At 65.8% G+C, this 20,154-nt stretch carries 17 protein-coding genes; 12 read left to right on the plus strand and 5 right to left on the minus strand.

The features are described 5' to 3' along the window. Nucleotides 1-55: 55 nt before the first annotated feature. From AUP43_RS00920 to AUP43_RS00940, 5 genes are all read right to left on the minus strand, one after another. The gene (locus AUP43_RS00920; RefSeq protein WP_067551323.1) at nt 56-1,720 is read right to left on the minus strand and encodes an ABC transporter substrate-binding protein; all 1,665 of its coding nucleotides are present in this window, start codon (nt 1,718-1,720) and stop codon (nt 56-58) included. 375 nt (nt 1,721-2,095) lie between these two features. Further along, nucleotides 2,096-2,602: a hypothetical protein gene (locus tag AUP43_RS00925; RefSeq protein WP_067551326.1), complete on the minus strand. Its 507-nt coding sequence runs from the start codon at nt 2,600-2,602 to the stop codon at nt 2,096-2,098. A 154-nt stretch (nt 2,603-2,756) separates the two neighbouring features. Then, nucleotides 2,757-3,785, minus strand: coding sequence for an MBL fold metallo-hydrolase (locus AUP43_RS00930; RefSeq protein WP_067551329.1), 1,029 nt, complete (start codon nt 3,783-3,785; stop codon nt 2,757-2,759). Nucleotides 3,786-3,886: 101 nt separating this feature from the next. Continuing rightward, nucleotides 3,887-6,304, minus strand: a complete 2,418-nt coding sequence (locus AUP43_RS00935; protein ID WP_067551332.1) for a DUF1217 domain-containing protein — start codon at nt 6,302-6,304, stop codon at nt 3,887-3,889. Nucleotides 6,305-6,449: 145 nt separating this feature from the next. Next, nucleotides 6,450-7,235, minus strand: a complete 786-nt coding sequence (locus tag AUP43_RS00940; protein WP_067551335.1) for a competence/damage-inducible protein A — start codon at nt 7,233-7,235, stop codon at nt 6,450-6,452. Nucleotides 7,236-7,322: 87 nt separating this feature from the next. On the opposite strand from AUP43_RS00940, the gene AUP43_RS00945 reads away from it, so the two are divergent. The 12 genes from AUP43_RS00945 (at nt 7,323) to AUP43_RS18815 (ending at nt 20,126) form a co-directional block, all read left to right on the plus strand. Next, nucleotides 7,323-7,868, plus strand: a complete 546-nt coding sequence (locus AUP43_RS00945) for a PAS domain-containing protein (RefSeq protein WP_067551338.1) — start codon at nt 7,323-7,325, stop codon at nt 7,866-7,868. Nucleotides 7,869-8,029: 161 nt separating this feature from the next. Beyond that, nucleotides 8,030-8,833, plus strand: a complete 804-nt coding sequence (map, locus tag AUP43_RS00950; protein ID WP_067551434.1) for a type I methionyl aminopeptidase — start codon at nt 8,030-8,032, stop codon at nt 8,831-8,833. Nucleotides 8,834-8,912: 79 nt separating this feature from the next. Beyond that, nucleotides 8,913-9,656 (plus strand): amidase family protein, encoded by a 744-nt coding sequence (locus AUP43_RS00955; RefSeq protein ID WP_232314842.1) that lies wholly within the window; start codon nt 8,913-8,915, stop codon nt 9,654-9,656. Between the two features lie 50 nt (nt 9,657-9,706). Continuing rightward, complete coding sequence (gene fliG / locus AUP43_RS00960; protein ID WP_067551341.1) at nt 9,707-10,723, plus strand: flagellar motor switch protein FliG; 1,017 nt, start codon at nt 9,707-9,709, stop codon at nt 10,721-10,723. Nucleotides 10,724-10,746: 23 nt separating this feature from the next. Next, nucleotides 10,747-11,484, plus strand: coding sequence for a FliH/SctL family protein (locus tag AUP43_RS00965; protein WP_157089172.1), 738 nt, complete (start codon nt 10,747-10,749; stop codon nt 11,482-11,484). Between the two features lie 19 nt (nt 11,485-11,503). Beyond that, nucleotides 11,504-11,854, plus strand: a complete 351-nt coding sequence (fliN, locus tag AUP43_RS00970) for a flagellar motor switch protein FliN (protein ID WP_067551347.1) — start codon at nt 11,504-11,506, stop codon at nt 11,852-11,854. Nucleotides 11,855-11,880: 26 nt separating this feature from the next. Continuing rightward, on the plus strand, nt 11,881-12,759 hold the full coding sequence (locus AUP43_RS00975; protein WP_084462390.1) for a motility protein A: 879 nt from the start codon (nt 11,881-11,883) through the stop codon (nt 12,757-12,759). A gap of 37 nt (nt 12,760-12,796) precedes the next feature. Next, nucleotides 12,797-14,146 carry a sigma-54-dependent transcriptional regulator FlbD gene (gene flbD / locus AUP43_RS00980; RefSeq protein WP_067551350.1) on the plus strand — a complete coding sequence of 450 codons (1,350 nt, stop codon included), beginning with the start codon at nt 12,797-12,799 and terminating at the stop codon, nt 14,144-14,146. A gap of 17 nt (nt 14,147-14,163) precedes the next feature. After that, nucleotides 14,164-16,284, plus strand: a complete 2,121-nt coding sequence (flhA, locus tag AUP43_RS00985; protein ID WP_067551353.1) for a flagellar biosynthesis protein FlhA — start codon at nt 14,164-14,166, stop codon at nt 16,282-16,284. Between the two features lie 52 nt (nt 16,285-16,336). Further along, nucleotides 16,337-17,320, plus strand: a complete 984-nt coding sequence (locus tag AUP43_RS00990; protein WP_067551356.1) for a flagellar biosynthesis protein FlhF — start codon at nt 16,337-16,339, stop codon at nt 17,318-17,320. Next, nucleotides 17,317-18,132 (plus strand): MinD/ParA family protein, encoded by an 816-nt coding sequence (locus tag AUP43_RS00995; protein ID WP_084462392.1) that lies wholly within the window; start codon nt 17,317-17,319, stop codon nt 18,130-18,132. The genes AUP43_RS00990 and AUP43_RS00995 overlap by 4 nt, the downstream gene beginning before the upstream one ends. Beyond that, nucleotides 18,129-20,126 (plus strand): RAD23 family protein, encoded by a 1,998-nt coding sequence (locus AUP43_RS18815; RefSeq protein WP_157089173.1) that lies wholly within the window; start codon nt 18,129-18,131, stop codon nt 20,124-20,126. The genes AUP43_RS00995 and AUP43_RS18815 overlap by 4 nt, the downstream gene beginning before the upstream one ends. Nucleotides 20,127-20,154: the final 28 nt, after the last annotated feature.

Raw genomic sequence — 20,154 nt, forward strand, 5'->3', positions numbered from 1 at the left:
CTCCCCCTTGAGGGGGGAGGGTTGGGGTGGGGGTGGCACACCGGCCTTTGCCCGATCAAGCGTCGAGCCAGACCTTGTTCAGGTGCATCTCCTCGGCGGGCTGGATTTGGAAACCCTGCACCTTCTTGCTGGCGGCGGTAAAGACCGAGCGCCAGTAAGGCTGGATGATGACGGCGTCCTGCTGCAGCAGCTTTTCCACCGGCACCATCTTTTCCTTGCGCTTGGCCGGGTCGAGCACGCCCATCGCCGCGTCCAGCAGCTTGTCGAACTCCGGATTGGCATAGGAGCTTTCGTTCCAGGCCACGCCGGAGCGATAGGCCAGGTTCAGCACCTGCACGCCCAGCGGGCGATGGGTCCAGGAGGTGAAGCCGAAGGGCGTCGTCGTCCAGCGGTCCCAATAGGTGCCGCCGGGCAGGATGTTGACCTTCAGGTTGATGCCGGCCGGCTTCAGCATCTCGGCCAGCGCCAGGCAGGTATTGGCCTCCCAGGCCGGCTGCGTCACGCAGTCGATGGCGATGTCCAGGCCATTGCCGTGGCCGGCTTCGGCCAGCAGCTTCTTGGCCTTGGCGTAATCCTGCTTCAGCTTCGGGATTTCCGCATATTCCGGATGCACCGGGCTGACATGATGATCCTCGCCCGGCACGCCGAGGCCCTGATAGGCCACGTCGAGCAGACGCTGATGATCGATGCAGGCCTGGATCGCCTGACGCACGCGGATATCGTCGAACGGCTTTTCGGTCACCTTCATCCGGGCCACGCCGGTCTGGCCGGTGACGGTCTCGAACATTTGCAGATGCGGCATCTGCTTGATGGCCGGCACGTTCTGCGCGATCAGGCGGTACAACAAATCGACCTGGTTGGACGCCAGCGCCGACAGCCAGGCGGAGTGATCGTCGCCATGGTCGATATAGGTGATGCCGTCCAGATAGACGTCGCCGCCCCAATAAGCGCCCTCGCGGCGCTCGAACACCGCCGTCTCACCGACGCGGAACTGCTTCAGCGCGAAGGGGCTGGTGCCGACCGGGCTCTCGGCCAGATTGCCGCCCTGCTTGGTGAAGCCGCGATGCACGATCAGCGCCGGATAATCGCCCATCGATTCCGGCAGCGCGATATCGGCGGTCTGCAAATTGAAGCGCACGGTGTGGGCGTCGACCTTCTCGATGGCGTTCGGCGCCATCTTCTTCTTCCCGCCCTCCTCGACCGTCATCGAGCTGAAGCGGCCGAGATTGGACGAACCGGTGGCGGGGTCGAGCCAGCGCTCGAAATTGAAGATCACGTCATCGGCGATGAAATCGTCGCCATTCGACCATTTCACGCCCTTGCGCAGGCGGAAGGTCCAGGTCTTCAGATCGTCGGAGGCCTCCCAGCTTTCCGCCAGATGCGGGCGGGTGACATTGTCCGAGCCGACCTGGGTCAGGGATTCGACGATGTGCCGGCCGATATTGCCCTTCTCCGACCAATCGTAAATGGCGGGATCGCTGATCTCCTTCACATTCATCGAAACCCGCAGCGTGCCGCCCTTCTTCGGGGTGGCGGTCTGCGCCAGCGCGGCGGACGAGGTGCCCATGATCTTGTCGGCCATGCCATAGGCGACAGTGGCGGAGACGCCCAGCAGGCCGGCGGTGCGCAGGAAATCGCGCCGGCCGACACGGCCCTCGCCCAGCTGCTTGGCCAGCGTCGGAATATACGGATGCATGTCCTTGCGTGACTTATCGCTCATAGTCGGTTCCCCCGGATTTACGGTGAGACGAAGCGCGGTGGCATAAAGTCAATTTTTACACTCAATACCAAGCAAGCAATTTTGCTGTAACGCGACGCCAATACAGAAGAGTCAAAGCTGCCATTGGCGCGTGTAATCACGGCACAAGACAGAAAAATCCTCATTCTTAGTTGATTCGGCAAAGCCCCTAATCTTCGGGGCAACTCCCGCAGGTGAGCGATAATGATTATGGCGAATGGCCCGCGTGTCAACCGCTAAGCCGCAACACTATACATATACTATTGAAATTAAAGAAAAACTGCTGAAAAGAAAACGGGCGCGACCGCCGAAGCGACCGCACCCGCAAGGCTGGGCACCAGGGAAAACGGGAAAAGGCTACGGACGATCCATGCCGGGAATGGCGATCTCGCCATTGTTGAGGGCGAGCTTCAGCTCGTCGATGCCGCGCATCGCCTCCTCATACATTTCGCGGCAGCGCTGAATTTCCTTCATCTGGGTCTCGCTGACCGCGACGCGGCCATGCCCGGCGGCGTCCAGCAGCTTGGCGAGATAGCGCCCGCGCAGCTTGGCGGCCAGGGCGACGACGCCCTCCACCTCGCGCGAGGACACGTCCATCACGATCTTGCGGGTCTCGGTGGAGAATTGCTGGCGCTGAAAGCTGTCCAGTTCGCGCAGATATTGCGGCACGCTGACGCCGGCCTTCGGCAGGCTGCTGGGGGCCAGCCAGGCGGCCTGCTGCGGGCCCTTGGTGGAATGCGGCGTGGCGACAGGCGCGTCGGGGATGGCACGCAGCACCGGGCGGCGCGGGGCCGCCGCCGCGGGTTCCTCGGCAATCGGCTTGTCCTTCTTCGGCGCGAAGCGCGTAACGGTCATCAGCGACATATCTGCCTCCCGGCATGGGTGTTGAGCCATGCCGGGAGAAGAGCAATCGCCGTGCCAGTCGGAAAATCCAGCAAATCCGCCATTTCCAGAATCCCGCCCGGCCGCTTGGGCAGGATTTGCCGGGCGCGATCGGCCACCCGGCAGAAATGGCTCCTCAGGCCAGCGTGTAGCGGTCGACGCCGTCGGGGCCGAGAGTGCGCGCCAGCGTGCCGCGCCGCCACAGCAGGTTCAGATGCGCCAGCGCCTCGCCGATGGCGAAGCCCAGTTGCAGCGAATCCAGCTCGCGCGTGAACATCGCCTGCATGACCGACAGGCCGGTCTGCGGCGCGCCAGCGCAGGCCTCCAGGATCAGGTCCAGCCGGTGCTTGTGATGCTCCCGCAGATTGTCGATGCGGGCATGCAGGCCGGTGAAGGGCGTGTCGTGCGAGGGCAGCACCAGCGTATCTTCCGGCAGATGGCCGAACCGGCCGAGGCAGTCCAGATAGCGGCTGAGCGGGTCGCCATCCGGCTCCTGCGGGAACAGCGAGATATTCGGGCTGATGCGCGGCAGCACGATGTCGCCGCTGATCAACAGCTTATCCTCCGGGCAGGCCAGGCAGGCATGTTCCGGGCAATGCCCCTCGCCGATGATGACCTGCCAGTTCCGCGTGCCGATGCGGATTTCCTCGCCGCCGAAGATGCGGCGATAGCTGGCGGGCACCGGCTCCACCCCTTCGCGGTAGCGCCCGAAGCGCTGCAGCAGCGCCGGCAACTGCGCCTCCGGCACGCCGGCGCGGCGGTAGAACGCCTGGCCCGCCTCCATGCGGCCGGCCAGATCCTTGGAATGCTGATGGCGGGCATAGAGCCATTCCGCCTGGGTCATCCAGATCGGCGCGTTCCAGCGGCCGGTCAGCCAGCCGGCCTGGCCCATATGGTCGGGATGGAAATGGGTGACCAGGATGCGGGTGATCGGCCGGCCAGCCAGCGTGCCCTCGAACACCTGCTCCCACAGCGCGCGCACCTTCTCGCCGCCGATGCCGGTATCGACCATGGTCCAGCCATCGCCATCCTCCAGCAGCCACAGATTGATGTGGTTCAGCGCAAAGGGCAGCGGCATGCGCACCCAATAGACTCCGTCGGCCACGCGCATGGCGCTGCCATCGCCCGGCAGATCGGCAAATGTGTAGGTGACCTCAGGCTTCATACGCCGCTTCCTCCTGGATTGATGCCCAGGAGCCTACACGAGGCCAGGCGCGCGAAACCAGCCAAAGAGGCGCATGGCAGGCCAGCCGGGCGGCTGGACGCTCAGACGTCGAAGTTGAAATTGATCGGCTGGACCAGGTTCAGCACATAGGCGTTCTTGGCGTTGCTAAGGCCGAGATTGGTGCTGATCGCCTCGGAATCCTTCAGCGTCAGATAGCGCTTCACGAAGTCGATGGCCGATTGGGAGATGTTGGCATAGGGATCGGCGAATTCCCGCTCCGCCACCACCGATTCCTGCTGGGCGATGAAGCCGTCCACGACCTTCTTTTCCGAGTTCTGCGCGATCAGATCGTTGTTCAGCTCGCCACGGAGGCGGTTGATCGAGAAAAGCGCGGTATCCAGCGCCGCGATGGCGCCGGACGAATCGCCGCCGTCGCTGGGCAGGCCGGCGACCGCGTCGCGCAGGATGGCGCCGAACGCGCCATCGAGGTCGATGGCGTCGATGGTCAAGTTCCGGCCCGTCGTCTCCACCCGGTAGCGTACATCGCTCTGGCTGGCGGACAAAAGGTTGCGGTCGCCCACGGCGGCCGCGCCGATGATGTCCTCCAGGGTCGAGGCCAGGCGGGAATAGGCGCTGTCGACGCCGGAACGCGGGTCCAGCTTCTCCGAGGCCAGGTTGAACACGCTGGCGTCGGTGGCGATTTCGCGGAAGGCGTCGCCGGTGGCCGTGCCGATCTCCTTGTCCAGCGCGCCCAGCAATTCCTGCGCATTGCCCAGCGAGGAGACGTCCCGGCCGGCCAGTTCCCCCAGAATGCTGGCGTTGAAATCGCGGCCGCGCGCCTCAAGGTTGAAGCCGTCGAGCAATTCATAGCTCTGGTTGCCGCCAGCCAGCAGATTGGCCAGCCCCGGCGTGCCAGTCGTGTTGATGACATCGGACAGGCGGTTGACGATGTCGTCATACTGCGTCTGCAGCGCGCTGCGGTCGGCATCGACGGCCAGGCCGGTCGACTTCGTCGCGACCACGCGCAGCTCGCCCAGCAGGATGTTCACTTGCGTCAGCCGGCTGCCGGCGTCGCGCACCGCTTCCGCGCCGGGATAGAGCGCGGCGGAATTCAGCGAGGCGGCGAACTGCTCGACCGAATCGATGCCGGCCTTCAGCTCGTTCAGGTCGGTCTGCACCTCCAGCCGGACGGTGTTCAGCTCGGTCTTGTTCTCCGCCAGCGCGCCCCGCGCGGTCGACAGGTTGGCGGCGTCGTCCGCGTCGCTGACATTCTGGAACGACGCGTTGGCCTGGGCGATGCCGGACAGGAAGCCGGTCAAATCCTGGCCGCGGGCGGTCAGGATATCGCCGCCGGAGGTGTATTCGACGGCGATGTTGCCCAGCGTGCCGTCCAGCAAATTCTCAAGCGTGCCGGCCGCATCCGGGTCGCCATCGTCATAGCTGTAGGTGGCCTGGCCGACGGCGGCGGTGATCTTGTCGGTCAGCTCCGCGAATTCGGTCTTGTAGCTGTCCAGCTTGTTGGCGTTGGCGGGATCGGCGGCGAGATCGACCAGCGCCTGCTGCCGCGCCACATAGCCATTGAGGCGGCCCAGCGATTCGCGTGCCGCCTCCAGCAGACCCTGCTGGCGCAGCAGGCCGGGAATCGCCTGCTCCTGCACCGGGATTTCGTCCTGATATTCGCCGGCCGGGTCCTGCACCGCGTCCAGCGCGCCATAGCCGGCCTTCAGCAGCTCGATCTGCTCGATGATCGAATCGACCTGCTTCAGCGCCTTGGTCGACAGCGCGACGCCCTCGGTCAACAGCTTCTGGTCGTTGCGCGCGTCGTTCACCCGCACATTGCCGCCATTGGCGCCGGAGATCGTGTCGTTCTGGTCGGCCGATTTATATTTGCTGATGTCGAAGCGGGCGTCGATCAGCCGCGCCTGGGTCTCGACCGATTGCACCGCGATCTGCGTCGGCAGACCCAGCGTATAGGTCACGACCGAGCGCAGCACCGGGTCGCCCAGCACATCGTAGGCCGTGCTGGCATTGCCAATGTTGCGCAGGAAATAGGTCGCCTCGCGCAGCGCCGGATTGTTCTGGCCGAGTGTCTTTTCGAACTCGTTCAGAATGTATTTCTGCGCCACATCCTCCAGGAAGGCCGGGTCGCTGAGCTTATCCATCCCCTCGTCGCCGAAGGCGAAAGCCTGGGAAATCTCCCGATAGCGCGGGTCGGCCAGCCGGTTGGCCAGCGCCGCCGGGTCGTCCTTGGGGCTCTCCAGCACTTTCTGCAGGCGGGCGGGATACTGGATTTCCTCATCCAGCCCGAAGGCGGACAAGGCGAAGGTGACGAGCCGGCGATCCTTCATGAAATCGTCGACGTTGGTGATCTTGGCGGCTGCTTTTTTGAAGTACTCGACTTCACGCACGATCTGCGCGGTTTTCGCGAATTGATCGAGTTGCTGCACAGGATTCTGTTGCAGCATATTGAAAGTCGTCAGCCCTGGCAGGCCCGACATGAAGGCGACATTCGCTACCATGACGTTTCTGTCACTTCATCCAGTCAAAACCACCCGGCAGACATTTTGCCCGCCTGATAGCAGTTACAAATCACATTAGCACATGCTGCGCCAACAATCCAACAGGCGTTTATCGCCCGGATCGACACGCAGGGATCGTGCCAAGCTATGCCGCCGGCTGGGGCGCATCGCGCTGCGGCTCGCCCTCCAGCGGTTCGCCGCCGAGATCGCGGATCAGCGCGCGCACCTCGTCCGCCGCCTGTTGCAGCCGGTCGGTGTCGGTGCCGCGCAGCACCAGCGACACGCCGAAGCCGCCGGCGACGAAATAGGGATAGCTGCCGATGTCGATATCGGCGTAGCGTTGCTGCACAGCACCCAGCCCGGCGGCCAGCGTGCCCTCCCCCAGCCGGCACGAGACGGTGCGCGATTCGATCGGCGCACCCTTCGTCAGCTCGTGCCGGATGCTCTCGAACATCGCCTGCATGACGCGCGGAATGCCGGCGAAAACATAGACATTGGCGATGCGGAAGCCCGGCGCCTTGGAGACCGGGTTGTCAACCAGGACAGCGCCTTCCGGCACCTCGGCCATCTTCTTGCGCGCGTCGTTGAACTCCGCCCCGCTGGCGGCGTAATGCGCGGCCAGCACGCGCATCGCCTCGGGATGGCGGATCAGCCTGACGTCGAACGCCTTGGCGATGCAGGCGGCGGTGATGTCGTCATGCGTCGGCCCGATGCCGCCGGTGGTGAAGACATAGGTGTAGCGCGCGCTGAGCGCCTTCACCGCCTCGATGATCCGGTCCTCGATATCGGGAACGATTCGGACTTCCATCATGCGGATGCCCATCTCCGCCAACTGCGCGCCAAGATAGGCAAGATTTGCATCCTTGGTGCGACCCGAGAGCACCTCGTTGCCGATAATGACCAGGGATGCGCTGACGGGTATTGCTTCCATCGCAGATGCCTCTAATTCTCATTCAATGTGTCGGGAAGATAGTTCGCTTACGGGCTTTCCGACAGTGCTAGTTAGAAGGTTGGACTCGTGGCCGAAACAAGCGCCGCCATCAAGCCGCGCCCCATGACGATCCGCAATGTGAAGTTGCAGCGGCTCTATGCCCTGTGGCTGAAGGCGAGCGACGATTATCGCATGCCGGATCCCGGCTGGATCAGCCCGATCGACCTGACCGAGTATCTGCATCATATGATGCATGTCGAGATCGAACGCGACCCCCAGCGTTTCCGCTATCGCAAGATCGGGGTGGAATTGCAGCGGCTGTACGGCAAAAACCCGGAAGGCGCCTATATCGACGAGATGCCGAACCCGCTGTTCCGGCGCGTCGCCTCGGCCGCTTATCGCGAGGTGGTGGACAGCCGCGCGCCGACCTGCAGCACCCAGCGCTTCTATATGGGACTCTGGTTCGCCTCCTACGAAAGGCTGCTGCTGCCGCTGTCGGCGGACGGCACGCATGTGACCTCCATCATCGGCTGCATCATGCCGCGTATCGGCCGGTTGAAGGGCGATAAGGAAGAAGCGCTGCTGGACGGCGATCTGCGGGTGATCCCGGGGGGCAGCGAGCGACGCTGGTAGCCTGGGCGCGGCCTATCGTCGCCTGATGCGCCACAGGCCGGCGAAGTGTGCTATAGTGCTCGAATCACAAGCGTCTAAGCTGGATAGGCTGGACAGATAATGGCCGAAGGCTTATAGCCCGGCCGCCGGCATAGGCGTTTCCGATGGACGACGAGGCGAATATGGAAGACTTCCGGCGCGAAGAGCGCAGCATCAAGATTTACGATTCGGCAGGCTTCGAGGGCATGCGCCGGGCCGGCCGCCTGGCCGCCGAGGTGCTGGATTTCATCGCCCCACATGTCGTCCCCGGCGTCACGACGGGCGCGCTGGACAAGCTGTGCCATGATTACATCGTCGAGCATGGCGCCGTTCCCGCGCCGCTGAATTATCGCGGCTTCCCGAAATCGATCTGCACCTCGGTCAATCATGTCGTGTGCCACGGCATTCCCGGCGACAAGAAGCTGATCGAGGGCGACGCGCTGAACATCGACATCACCGTCATCCTGGATGGCTGGTATGGCGACACCAGCCGCATGTTCTATGTCGGCAAGGTCGGCGTGAAGGCGCAGAAGCTGACCGAGGTGACCTACGAGGCGATGATGCGCGGCATCCAGGCGGTGAAGCCGGGCGCCACGCTGGGCGATATCGGCCATGCGATCCAGAGCTACGCCGAGAGCCACCGCTTCTCCGTGGTGCGCGATTTCTGCGGCCACGGGCTGGGCCGGGTGTTCCATGACGCGCCGTCGGTGCTGCATTACGGCAAGCCGGGCCATGGCATCAAGCTGCGGCCGGGCATGTTCTTCACCGTCGAGCCGATGATCAATGCCGGCCGCTACGACGTGAAGGTGCTGGCCGATGGCTGGACCGCCGTGACCAAGGACAAGTCGCTGTCGGCCCAGTTCGAGCATTCCATCGGCGTGACCGAGACCGGCTACGAAATCTTCACCCTGTCGCCCAAGGGATGGGACAAGCCGCCCTATGGCTGACAGGCGTGTAAGCGCCGCCCTCTGGTCAAACCGCCTCCAGCTTCGCTAAGGTCGCCCTGAACGGAACAGGGTAAGACCGATGACAAGCAAGCACGCCGATCTCTGCTACCTCTCCGCCACGGAGCTGCTGCGCCATTATCAGCGCAAGACGCTGTCACCGGTCGAGGTGACCAAGGCGGTGCTGGCGCGCATCGAGGCGGTGGATCGGCATGTGAACGCCTTCTGCCTGGTCGACCATGACGCCGCCATCGCCGCCGCCCGCACCTCAGAGGCGCGCTGGATGCAGCGCGAGCCGCGCGGCATGGTCGACGGCATTCCCGCCACCGTGAAAGACCTGCTGCTCAGCGATGGCTGGCCCACCCTGCGCGGCAGCAAGACCGTCGACCGCAACCGGAAATGGAGCGAGGACGCCCCCGCCGTCGCCCGCCTGCGCGAGGAAGGGGCGGTCCTGCTCGGCAAGACCACGACGCCGGAATATGGCTGGAAGGGCGTGACCGACAGCCCGGTCACCGGCATCACCCGCAACCCCTGGGATACGTCGAAGACGCCTGGCGGCTCCTCCGGCGGCGCCGCCGCGGCGGCGGCGCTGGCCGGCCCCGGCATGCCGGGTATGCCAGGCATGGCGCCCGGCCTTGAAGGCATGGCGGCCCTGGCCCCGCCGGAGGAGGAAGAGGACGATATCCTGGACACGATGATCGACATCACCCGCGTTGAGGGCCGCGTCCGCGCTTCCTCGCTGCGCAAGATCGGCGAAATCGTGGACAAGCACCCGGAAGAGGCGGTGTCGATCCTGCGCAACTGGATGTACCAGGACCAGGGCTGAGCCGAAATTCTGACGTGAAGCGCCGTCCACAGGACGGATGAGGTGGCGAAATGCGCGTGAGAGAAGATTATCGCTCGCTGGGGGGGCCGGAAAAGGCCGCCATCCTGCTGATGAGTCTGGGCGAGGAGCATGCCCAGAAGATTTTCGCGCTGATGGATGACGAGGAGATCAAGGAAGTCTCTCAGGTCATGGCCAATTTGGGCACCGTCAGCTCGAACATCGTGGAGCGGCTGTTCGTCGAATTCGCCGAGCAGATTTCCTCCACAGGTTCGCTGGTCGGCAGCTTCGATTCGACCGAGCGGCTACTGTCCAAGGTGCTCGACCCTGACCGGGTCGGCGACATCATGGAGGAGATTCGCGGTCCGGCCGGTCGCACCATGTGGGACAAGTTGGGCAATGTGAACGAAATCGTTCTGGCCAATTATCTGAAGAACGAATATCCGCAGACCGTGGCCGTGGTGATGTCGAAGATCAACCCGGCCCATGCCGCCAAGGTGCTGGCGCTGCTGCCGGAGAATTTCGCCATGGAAGTCGTCATGCGCATGCTGCGCATGGAGGCCGTGCAGAAGGATATTCTGAACGATGTGGAGCGCGTGCTGCGCACCGAGTTCATGAGCAATCTGGCGCGGTCCAACCGCCGCGACGCGCATGAGATGATGGCCGATATCTTCAACAGCCTGGACCGCGCGACGGAGACCCGCTTCGTCACCGCGCTGGAGGAGCGCAACCGCGATTCGGCGGAGAAGATCAAGGCGCTGATGTTCACCTTCGAGGATCTGGGTCGGCTCGACCCCGGCGGCGTGCAGACCCTGCTGCGCACGGTGGAGAAGGACAAGCTGGCGATCGCGTTGAAGGGCTCGACGGAAGAGCTGCGCGACCTGTTCTTCTCCAACATGTCCGAACGCGCGGCCAAGCTGATGCGCGAGGATATGGCCTCGCTGGGCCCGGTCCGCCTGAAGGATGTGGAAGACGCCCAGATGGCCATGGTGCAGACTGCGAAGGATCTGTCGAACCGCGGCGAGATCGTGATCTCCGAAGGCAAGGGCGACGATCAGCTTGTCTATTAATCCGACGCAGCGGGGGTAGGCCCATGTCCCGGGCGATGAAACCTTTCCTGTTCGAACGGGACTTCGACGTCGACCCGGCGCAGATTCGCCGTCGTCGCGAGGCCGAGGCGAAGGCGCGCGAGACGGCCGAGGCCGAGGCCGCCGCCATCGCCGCCGCGCCGCCGCCGCCCAGCTACAGCCAGGAAGAGCTGGACCAGGTGGCGGAAGAATCGTTCCAGCGCGGCATCGCCCAGGGCCGGGCCGAGGCGATGACCGGCATCGAGCAGCGCCAGGCCGATACCTGCCAGGCGGTCGGCGACCGGATCGACGGGTTGCTGCGCGGCCAGCGCGCCGCCTTCGATGAGATGGCCGGCGAGATGCTGGAACTGACCTATACGCTGCTGCGCCGCCTGTCGCCGGAACTGGCCCGCCGGGGCGGGTTGACGGAGATCGAGGCGGTGATCGCCGAGATATTCCATAATCTGCGCGACGAGCCGAAAGTGATTGCGCGGGTGCATCCCGATATGCTGGTGGGCATCGCGCCACGGCTGGATGAGGCGGCGGCGCGCAATGGCTTCGAGGGGCAACTGGTGCTGCGCGGCGACGAATCGCTGGCGGAAGGCGATTGTCGGCTGGAATGGGCCGATGGCGGCGCGGAACGGGTGTCGCGGGAGCTGTGGCGCCGCATCGATGCGGCGCTGGAACGGCTGATCGGCCATACGCCGCAAATTCGCGATAGGATGCCCGAAGGCAACGAGATGACGCCGGCGACGGCAGAGTAACGAAACAAAGGAGAACAGCATGGCGCCCGATAATGACGATCTGGAGCTGTCCGAACTGGAAGGCCAGGAACAGCCTTTCGGCGCCGATGACGGCGCGGCCGAGGACGAGACCCAGCGCAGCGCGCGCGACCTGGAGGCGGTGTACGACATTCCCGTCCAGGTCTCGGCGGTGCTGGGCAAGGCCACCATGCAGGTCAGCCAGCTCTTGAAGCTGGGTCGCGGCGCGGTGGTGGAACTGGACCGCAAGGTCGGCGAGGCGATCGATATCTATGTGAACAACCGCCTGGTCGCGCGCGGCGAGGTGGTGATCGTGGATGAACGCCTGGGCGTCACCATGACAGAAATCATCAAGTCCGACCGCGCGACCTGATCGCGCTATCCGGGGGGCAGAAGGGGATGTCGGACGCTTTCAGCAAGGCGGGGGCCAGTCGCGCCGGTGCCGCGCCAGAACCGGCGCGCGTGGTCGCCAGCCAGGTGGATATCGTGCCGCCCGGCTCGCGCACCGTGCTCGATGTGGCGACGCTGCTCGGCCTGATCGGCGGCTTCGCGCTGATCGGTACCGCGATGTCGCTCAGCGGCTCGGCCGGCTCCTTCGTCGATATTCCCTCGGTGCTGATCGTGCTGGGCGGCACGCTGGCGGTGGTGCTGATCTGCTATTCGCTGCAGGAGGTGATGCAGACCCGGGACGTGCTGTACCGCACGCTGTTCCGCGTGGCGCGCGATCCGCGGACCGCGGCGACCTGGATGCTGCACCTGTCGGAAACCGCGCGCGCCCAGGGCGTGCTGGCGCTGGAGCGCTATCTGGCCGATATGCAGCGCGAGCCCTTCCTGCACCGCGCGGTGCAGATGGTGGTCGACGGCTCCCCGGCGGAGGAGGTGGATCGCAGCCTGCGGCAGGAGATGGCGGCCAATGTCGCGCGCCAGACCAAGACGGCAAGCGTGCTGCGCAAGGCGGCCGAGATCGCCCCGGCGATGGGGCTGATCGGCACGCTGGTCGGCCTGGTGCAGATGCTGGGCAATCTGAACGATCCCACCAGCATCGGCCCGGCGATGGCGATAGCGCTGCTGACGACCTTCTATGGCGCGGTGCTGGCCTACATGATTTTCGCCCCCCTGGCGTCCAAGCTGGAGCGCAATCTGGGCGAGGAGCAGATGGTCGGGCAGATCTACCTGCTGGGGGCGCTCTCCATCGCCCGGCAGGAACATCCGCGCCGGCTGGAGATGCAGGTGAACACCATCCTGCCGCCCGCCGGGCGGGTGAGTTTTTTCGACTGAGCGGCGCCGGATGATCGGGGCTTGACGGAGAGTTATAATGCGGTTGCTTATCCTCGGCACGCTTGAAGGGCACTTGACCGCCGCCAGCCAGATCGCGCTGGCGCGTGGGGCCAAGGTCAGCCATGCCGACACCATCGAAAAAGGCTTGCAGGCGCTGCGCGCCGGGCAGGGCGCCGATCTGGTGATGATCGACGCCAAGCTGCCGATCGCCCGGCTGATGGAAAGCCTGAAGGCCGAGCGCATCACCATTCCGGTGGTTGCCTGCGGCACCGGCACCGATGCCGAGACGGCGGTTCGCGCGATCAAGGCCGGGGCCAAGGAATATGTGCCCCTGCCGCCCGACGCGGAGCTGATCGCCGCCGTGCTGCAAGCGGTCGCCGAGGAATCCAACGCCCTCATCTTCAAGGATGTGGTGATGGCCCAGGTGATCAAGCTGGCCGACCAGATAGCACCGTCCGACGCCAGCATCCTGGTCACCGGGGAGTCCGGCACCGGCAAGGAGGTGATGGCCCGTTACATCCACGCCAAGAGCCGCCGGGCGAACCAGAAATTCGTCGCCGTCAATTGTGCCGCGATCCCGGAGAATTTGCTGGAATCCGAGCTGTTCGGGCATGAGAAGGGGGCCTTCACCGGGGCTGTCGCCCGCCGCATCGGCAAGTTCGAGGAAGCCAATGGCGGTACGCTGCTGCTGGACGAGATCAGCGAGATGGACCCGCGCCTGCAAGCCAAGCTGCTGCGCGTGATCCAGGAACGCGAGATCGACCGGGTTGGCGGAACCACGCCGGTGAAGGTGAATGTCCGCCTCGTCGCCACCTCCAACCGCAATCTGGACGAGGAGGTGAAGAACGGCAATTTCCGCGAGGATCTGTATTTCCGGCTGAACGTCTTCAACCTGGCGCTGCCGCCCTTGCGCAAGCGCCCGCAGGATGTGAAGGCGCTGGCCGAGCATTTCGTGAAGAAATATTCCGAGGCCAATGGCGTGGCACAACGGCCGATCGCCGCCGAGGCGCTGGCGCGGCTGCAGGCGCATCACTGGAAGGGCAATGTGCGCGAGCTGGAGAACACCCTGCATCGCGCAGTGCTGCTGGCCAGCGGCGACGAAATCGGGCCGGAGGCGATCATGCTGACCGGCGAGGCGGCGGCGGAAACACCGGGTGCCGTGGCCGACGCGGCGGCCGATGCGCTGGGCCTCGGCTCCCTGGTCGGCCGCACCGTGGCCGATGTGGAGCGCGACCTGATCATCGACACGCTGAAGCATTGCCTGGGCAATCGCACCCACGCCGCGAACATCCTCGGCATCTCGATCCGCACGCTGCGCAACAAGCTGCGCCAGTATACGGACGAGGGCATCCCGGTGCCGATGCCGGGTGAGGCGGAGCCGGCTTAGGCATGATAGGCTAGCGGATGGCGGATACCTCGCAACAGGGCAGCCCAGGCGGCGGCGGATCGTTCAACGATCTGCTCGGCCGCTATGGCGGCATGTTCAACCGTCCGGATATCGCCGTCGCCCTGGGCATGGTGGGTATCCTGTCGGTGCTGATCCTGCCGATGCCGACCTGGCTGCTGGATATCGCGCTGGCCCTGTCGCTGACCTTCTCGGTGCTGATCCTGATGACGGTGATGTTCATTCACCGGCCGATGGATTTCAACGCCTTCCCCACCGTGCTGCTGATCGCCACCATGCTGCGGCTGGCGCTGAACCTGGCCTCGACGCGGCTGATCCTGTCGGAGGGCCATACCGGGCCACAGGCGGCGGGCGATGTCATCGCCTCCTTCGGCTCCTTCATGATGGGCGGTAATTACGTCATTGGCGCCATCGTCTTCGCCATCCTGGTGATCGTGAACTTCATCGTCATCACCAAGGGCGCGGGGCGTATCGCGGAAGTCGGCGCGCGCTTCAGCCTGGACGCCATGCCGGGCAAGCAGATGGCGATCGACGCCGACCTGTCCTCCGGCCTGATCACCGAGGACGAGGCGCGCACCAGGCGCAAGGAGCTGGAGGAGGAGAGCACCTTCTACGGCGCGATGGACGGTGCGTCCAAATTCGTGCGCGGCGACGCGGTGGCCGGCCTGCTGATCACCTTCATCAACGTGATCGGCGGCATGATCATCGGCGTGGCCCAGCAGGGCATGGGCTTTGGCGACGCGGCGCGCACCTACACGCTGCTGACCGTCGGCGATGGGCTGGTCAGCCAGATTCCGGCACTGATCGTCTCCACCGCCGCCGGCCTGCTGGTCTCGAAGTCCGGCGCGCCGGGCACGGCCGACAAGCAGCTCATCAGGCAGTTGGGCGGCTATCCCACCGCGCTGGGCCTGTCCTCCTTCCTGATGCTGACCTTGGGCGTGCTGCCGGGCCTGCCTTTCACGCCGTTCTTCCTGCTGGCGGTGATCACGGGGGCGGCTGCCTATTTCATGGCGCGCCAGCAGCGGAAGGAGGTGGTGCGCAAGGCCGAGGCCATCGCCATCGATTCCGCCCCCGCTCCGGCGGCGGAGGAGCCGATCTCGACCGCGCTGCATATCGATTTGATCCGGCTGGAGCTGGGCTATGGCCTGCTGCCGCTGATCAACAGCACCGACGGCCAGCGGCTGACCGACCAGATCAAGGCGCTGCGCCGGCAATTGGCGACCGAGCTGGGCTTCATCATGCCGTCGGTGCGCATCCAGGATAATCTGCAACTGCCGCCCAACACCTATCTGCTGCGCATCAAGGAGATCGAGAGCGGGCGCGGCGATATCCGCCCCAACATGCTGCTGGTGATGGACCCGCGCGGCCAGAAGATCGATCTGCCGGGCGAGCCGACGCGCGAGCCGACCTTTGGCCTTCCCGCCATGTGGATCAATCCCAGCCACCGGGAGGAGGCGCTGTTCCGCGGCTATACGGTGGTCGATCCGCCGACCGTGGTGACCACGCACCTGACCGAGATTGTACGCGACAACATGTCGGACCTGCTGTCCTACACCGAGACGCAGAAGCTGCTGGACGAATTGTCGGGCACGCATCAGAAGCTGGTCGCCGACGTGGTGCCGACGCATATCTCGGTCGGCGGGCTACAGCGCATTTTGCAGAATCTGCTGGGCGAGCGGATTTCGATCCGCGATCTGCCGACCATCCTGGAAGGCATTTCCGAGGCCAGCACCTATACCCGCAACGTGACCACCATCACCGAGCATGTGCGCGCCCGCCTGGCCCGCCAGCTCAGCGAGCAATACACCAACGAGGAAGGCCATATTCCCATGGTCACCCTGTCGCCGGACTGGGAGCAGGCCTTCGCCGATTCCATCGTCGGGCAGGGCGAAGAGAAGCAATTGTCCATGCAGCCCACCAAGCTGCAGCAATTTATCGGCTCCGTGCGGCAGACCTTCGAGCAGATGGCGGCGCTGGGCGAAGCGCCTGTTCTGTTGACCAGCCCGGCAATTAGGCCTTATGTGCGTTCCATCATCGAGCGGTTCCGCCCGTCCACGGTCGTGCTCTCGCAGAACGAGATCCACCCGAAGGCGAAGATCAAGACCCTGGGGCAGGTCTGATCGACCGGAAAGGCGACATCGATCATGGATGCAGGGGAAGCTGGGGCCATAGATGCGGCTTAAGACATTCAACGCCCCCACAATGGCGGAGGCCATGCGGATGATCCGCGAACAGCTCGGCGACGATGCCATCATCGTCTCGACCCAGAAGGGCGAGAGCGGCGGTGTGCGCGTGACCGCAGCGCTGGATATGGTGGACGAGCTGGACGATCCGGTGATGGATCATCGCCACGGCCCCGTCGCCGCCGATCTCACCGATATTCTGACCGAGGCGCTGGAACGGCATAATGTGCCGGGTCGCCTGACCGACCGGCTGCTGCGCACCGCCAACAGCCTGCATGCCGCCGATCCGGTGCTGGCGCTGGCCGGTGCGCTGGACGCGCATTTCCACTTCGCGACCTTGTCGGACACTGATTTTCGTCGCCCGGTCATGCTGATCGGCCCGCCCGGCGCCGGCAAGACCGTGGCCGTGGCCAAACTGGCGACCCGCGCGGTGCTGGCCCGCCGGCCGGTCAGCGTCATCACCACAGACGTTATCAAGGCGGGCGGGGTGGAGCAGTTGCAGGCGCTGACCGCGGTGCTGAAGCTGCGGCTGCTGACCGCGGAAACCCCGGCCGATCTGAAGCGGCTGTGCGCCGGCCGGACGGACCGCTTGCAACTGATCGACACCGCCGGCATCAACCCCTATGACCGCGACGACGTCGCCGCGCTGAAAGCGATGATCGACGCGGTAGGGGCGGAACCCATGCTGGTGCTCCCGGCCGGCTGCGATCCGGGCGAGGCGGCAGAAATTGCCGACTCGCTGAAGTCGCTGTCGATCACCAGGCTGATGGCGACACGGCTCGACATGGCCCGGCGGCTGGGCTTCATGCTGGTGGCGGCGGAGGTTGGCGGGCTACGGTTTTCTTATGTCTGCACATCGCCGCAGGTGGCGGAGGGGTTGGCCCCGCTCAACCCGGTTTCCCTGGCACGCTTGTTGCTTCCTGCTGAGGCAGGAGTCAAGTCCTCCCACTATGGCGATATGGCCTTCGGATGAGCAACGCAGTTCCACCCTCTAGCTATTCCGGCACGCCGCCGGCCCGTTTGCCCCATGCGGTGGGGCAGGCGACCAACATCATCGCCGTCGCCTCCGGCAAGGGCGGCGTCGGCAAGACCTGGCTATCGGTCACGCTGACCCACGCGCTGGCGCGCATGGGCCGCCGCACCCTGCTGTTCGACGGCGATCTGGGGCTGGCGAACATCGATGTGCAACTCGGCCTCATGCCGAAGCGCGATCTGGGCGGCTTCATCGAGGGCAAGTTGCTGCTGGAGCAAGCCATTACCCCGCATCCCGAATTCGGCTTCGACGTGATCGCCGGCCGCTCCGGTTCCGGCAATCTCGCCATGCTGCCGCCGCAGCGGCTGGTGGGGTTGGGCGATGAGCTGCTGAAGCTGGCGCGCGGCTATGACCGGGTGATCCTCGATCTCGGGGCTGGCATCGACCGCACGGTGCGCACGCTGTCCAGCTGGGCCGGCACCAGCCTGGTGGTGGCGACCGCCGACCCGACCTCGCTGACCGACGCCTACGCCTTCATCAAGCTGACCGCGCAGGCCGACCCCAAGGCCGATATCCGCATCGTCGTCAACATGGTCGACAGCGTGTCGGAAGGGCAGCGCACCTACCAGACGCTGCTCAAGGCGTGCCAGGGCTTCCTGAAAGTCTCGCCGCCGCTGGCTGGCATCATCAGGCGCGACCGCAAGGTGGCGGACGCGATCCGCCACCAGACGTCGCTGCTGACCCGCTCGCCCAATTGCGAGGCCGCGCGGGATATCGAAAAGCTGTTGGAAAACCTGCTGGAACCACAATGAGCTCGGTCCCGCCGACACCGCCTGTCACGGGCGCCGTCCAGGCGCCCTCGGCGGCGGTCGGCACCGCGATCGACCCGCCGACCTCGCTGCGCAACGCCGATCCGGGCACGGTGGTTAAGGGCACAGTGGAAGGCCGCGACCGCCAGGGCAATCTGGTGATCCGCACCGACCAGGGCGCGGTCGCGGTGAAGACGCCCAACTATATCCGCCCCGGCACCCCGGTCACGCTGGAAGTGCGCGCCACCGGGGACAGCCTCCAGGTCATCATCCTGTCCGCCGGGCGCGGCCAGGGCGCAACCCCTCCCGCCGGGCCGGCGCCCTTGCCGCAACCTTCCGCGCCGCCTCCAGCGGCCGGTCAGCCGGCACCTGTGCCGGGTCAAGCCGTGGCGCAGCCTGCGCCGGGACAGCCGGTCCCGACAGGCCAGGCGCCCGCTGCCACGCCCGCGCCTACACCGGCAGCCACGCCGGCGCCCGGCGCGGCGATCCCGGCTCCCCCTTCCATACCGCCCGCTGTTACCGTTGCCGGCTCCCCGGCCCTGGCGACCGCGACCCAGCCGCTCCAGCCCTTGCAGGCCGGGCAGACCGCGCAGCTGATCCTGCTGCAAACCGCCGCCTTGGCCCCGTCGACCCCCGCCGCGCCTGGAGCCCCGGCTGCGGCAGCGCCGGCCACGCCCACCCCCGTTACGCCCACCCCCGTTACCGCCCCGGCATCCACCGCAACGCCGTCGCCGGCGATACCTGGCCAAGCGCCGCCGGCCGCTGCCGCGCCAGCGGGAACGACACCGCCACAAGCGACACCGCCGCAAGGGACACCAGTTCCTCCCCAGCCGGGACAGGCATCCGCCCCTCAATTGAGTATCGGCCAAACCCCGGCCAGCCAGATTGCCGCGGGGCCGCCCGCTGCCGGGCCGATGCCGGCGGTGTTCACGCCGCCATCGGCATCGCCGCAAGGGGCGCTCACGGTGGCGGCAAGCCCGACGCAGATTCTCCAGGCGCTGCCGACCGGCGCGCAGATTCAGGCCAGCGTGACCGGCATCCAGCCGCCGCCCGCCGCCGGCCAGCCGCCCTTGCCGATGGGCCTGCAACCCTTGCCGGGCGGCGGGGTGGCGATACAGGCCAGCGTCGTCGGCCGGACGGCGGCGGGCCAACCGTTGCTGCAGACCCCGGCTGGGCTGGTGACGGTGCAGGGCGCGCAGGGCCTGCCGTTGGGCAGCGGCGTGACGCTGGGCCTGTCGCCTGAGGCGCTGCGCGGGCTGGAGGCGCTGGCGCGCGGCGGCCAGCCCACGGCGCTGCCGCAGGCGGCGACGGTCCCCGGCGGCCTGGGGCGGCAATGGCCCGCCTTGCAGGAGGCGCTGGCGCAATTGGCGCAGGTGAATCCGGCGCTGGCGCAGAGCGTGCTGCAATCCGCCATTCCGCAGCCCGGCCCTCAGCTTGCCGGTGCGCTGCTGTTCGTCATGGCGGCGATGCGGGGCGGCGATCTGCGCGGCTTGCTGGGCGACAGCGCGGTGCGCACGCTGGGCGGACGCGACGGCCGCACGCCGCTGATCGGCCGGCTTAGCGACGATATGGGCCGGATGAGCCGCGATGCCCCGGATTCCAGCGGCCAGGAATGGCGTGGCTATTACCTGCCGATGTTCGACGGCCAGCAATTGCAGCAGATAAGGCTGTTCATGCGTGGCCCGAACGATGAGGGCGAGGGCGGGGAGGAGGGCGGCGGCCAGGGCCACCGCTTCCTCATCGACCTGGATTTAAGCCGCCTGGGGGCCTTGCAGCTCGACGGGCTGGCCCGCAAGGACAGGCTGGATCTGATCGTGCGCACCCACCGCCGCCTGCCGATGGAGGTGCGGCGCGACATCGACACACTGTTCATCGAAACGGCCGAGCAGGTCGGGCTGAAGGGGCAGGTCAGCTTTCAATCCACGCCGCATTTCCCGCCGCTGCCCTTCGTCGACAAATCCGAGACTATCGAGATTCACGGCGAGGTTGAGGCGTAGGCGTGTAATAAAATTGCGCAACCCCCCG

The organism is Oceanibaculum pacificum (genome assembly GCF_001618175.1).
In the GTDB taxonomy this organism is placed as follows: Bacteria; Pseudomonadota; Alphaproteobacteria; order Oceanibaculales; family Oceanibaculaceae; genus Oceanibaculum; species Oceanibaculum pacificum.